Source organism: Sphingomonas lycopersici (assembly GCF_026130605.1).
GTDB classification, from domain to species: domain Bacteria; phylum Pseudomonadota; class Alphaproteobacteria; order Sphingomonadales; family Sphingomonadaceae; genus Sphingomonas; species Sphingomonas lycopersici.
Map to the genome: position 1 here is coordinate 1 of NZ_JANFAU010000031.1, position 2,028 is coordinate 2,028.

A 2,028-nucleotide genomic window follows, 5' to 3' on the forward strand; every position below is an offset into this window, starting at 1 on the left:
CGACACCACCTCCGCCGCCGGGCGTTCGGGCGCCGGCGCGTCGGCCAGCGGCGCGAAAGCGGCGGCGAAGCGCGCTTTCATCCGCCGGTGCCGCTCGGCCAGCGCCGCCAGCGCCGGATCGGCGGCGACCGCGCCGGCGACACGCGCCGCGGCGGCATCGTCGAGCTCGCCGTCCACCCAGGCGATGATCCTTGCCTCGTCGATCGTTTCAGCCACCGGTCAATCCTCCAGCATCTTCATCAGCGCCTGCCGGCCGCGCACCAGCCGGCTGGTCAGCGTCCCCATCGGGATATCCAGCACCTCGGCGGCCTCGGCATAGGCCAGCCCCTCGATCATCACGAGCGCCACCGCCTCGCGCTGCTCGTCGGGCAGCCGGCCCATCGCGCGCATCAGATAGCCGAGCTCGACCGAGGTCTCCGCCTCGCCCGGCGCGCCGACGCTCAGCCCCTGCTCCTCGTCGACCAGCACGCGATCGCGCCGCTGGCGCGCGCGCGTCGTATCGACCCACAGGTTGCGCATCACGCGATAGCCCCACGCAGCGAAATTGCTCCCCGGCTGCCATTGGTCGCGCGCCTTGAGCATCCGCTCCGCTGCGGCCTGGGTCAGATCGTCCGCGTCCGCCGCGTTGCGCGCGAGGCCGTGGGCAAACCGCCGGAGCCGCGGCAACAGGCTTGCCAGATGCCGCTCGAACTCGTCCAAATATCCTCCGCTGCTCGTTCATGCGGATGAAACGTTCCCCGCCCGTCGTTTCATCCACCGAGCGAGACGAAAAAGGAAGATGGCGATGAACATGGGGATCAAGGCGGCGATCAAGGCCGGGGCACTGGCGCTGGCGATCGGCATGACCGCGCCGGCTCCCGCGCAACTGCTCGGCGGCGGCGGGCTGGGCAATACGCTCGGCGGGGTCACCGGCGGGTTGACCGGCGGGCTGCTCGGCACCCCCGCCGGCCCCAACGGCAGCGTGATCGGGCGGCTCGACGCCCCGCTGTCGGCGATCGGCAATACGGTCAATTCGCTCGCCCCGGCCGACCTCCTCTCGGCGCGACGCCAGCGGCTCCGCACCCTGGTGCGCGACAATCGCACGGCGCTCGACGTCGACGATCAGGGCAATCCGATCCGCCGCGACGAGATCATCGGCATCAACCTCGCCCCCGATGCGCTGGCCAAGGCGAAGGCCGCGGGCTTCACGATCACCCGCACCGAGCCGATCGACAACATCGGTCTCACCGCGACGATCCTGGCGCCGCCGCGCGGCAAGTCCGCGCGCAAGGCGATCGAGGCGCTGCGCGGGATTGATCCCGCCGGCGATTACACGCTCGATCACGTCTATGAACCCGCACGCGCGCCGCTCACGCCGATGCAGGGCCCGGCGGCGGGCGGCGGCGCAACCGGGGGCGGCGGCGGTGCGCCGATCGGGCTGATCGACGGTGGGGTCGGCAAGCATCCCGCCTTCGCCAATGCCGCGATCGAGCAGCGCGGCTTCGCGGGCAATCCGCATCCGAGCGGGCACGGCACCGCGGTCGCCTCGTTGCTCGTCGGCAATGTCGGGGCGTTTCGCGGCGCGGCGCCGGGGTCTCCGCTGCTCGTCGCCGATGTCTATGGCGGCGCGGCGGGCAACGGATCGGCGGTCGCGATCACGCGCGCGCTGGCATGGCTCGCGCAAAAGGGCGCGCGGGTGATCAACATCAGCCTCGTCGGCCCGCCCAACCCGTTGCTCGCGGCGGGGGTGAAGGCGGTGCTGGCGCGCGGCATCGCGGTGGTCGCGGCGGTCGGCAACGACGGCCCCGCCGCGCCGCCGCAATATCCCGCTTCCTACCCCGGGGTGGTCGCGGTGACCGGGGTCGACGCCAAGGGACATGCGCTGATCGAGGCGGGCAAGCCGCTCCATCTCGATTTCGCCGCGCCCGGCGCCGATATGGCCGGCGCGCTCCCCGGCGGCGGGTGGGAGGCGCTGCGCGGCACCTCCTTCGCCGCGCCGCTCGTCGCCGGCCGGCTGGCGCGCGCCGGCAGCCTCGCGGCGCTCGCGGC

General features: G+C 73.1%; 2 protein-coding genes and 1 pseudogene. 1 reads left to right on the forward strand and 2 read right to left on the reverse strand.

The window, feature by feature from the left end; all coding sequences use genetic code 11:
- Positions 1–216 (reverse strand): annotated as a pseudogene (locus NED98_RS23090) (anti-sigma factor family protein); the annotation flags it as partial.
- Positions 217–219: 3 nt separating this feature from the next.
- On the reverse strand, positions 220–699 hold the full coding sequence (locus tag NED98_RS23095; protein WP_265314682.1) for an RNA polymerase sigma factor: 480 nt from the start codon (positions 697–699) through the stop codon (positions 220–222).
- Between the two features lie 85 nt (positions 700–784).
- Between NED98_RS23095 and NED98_RS23100 the strand changes: the two genes are divergently transcribed.
- Positions 785–2,028, forward strand: a 1,244-nt coding sequence (locus NED98_RS23100) for a S8 family serine peptidase (RefSeq protein WP_265314684.1), incomplete at its 3' end; no start/stop codon positions are given.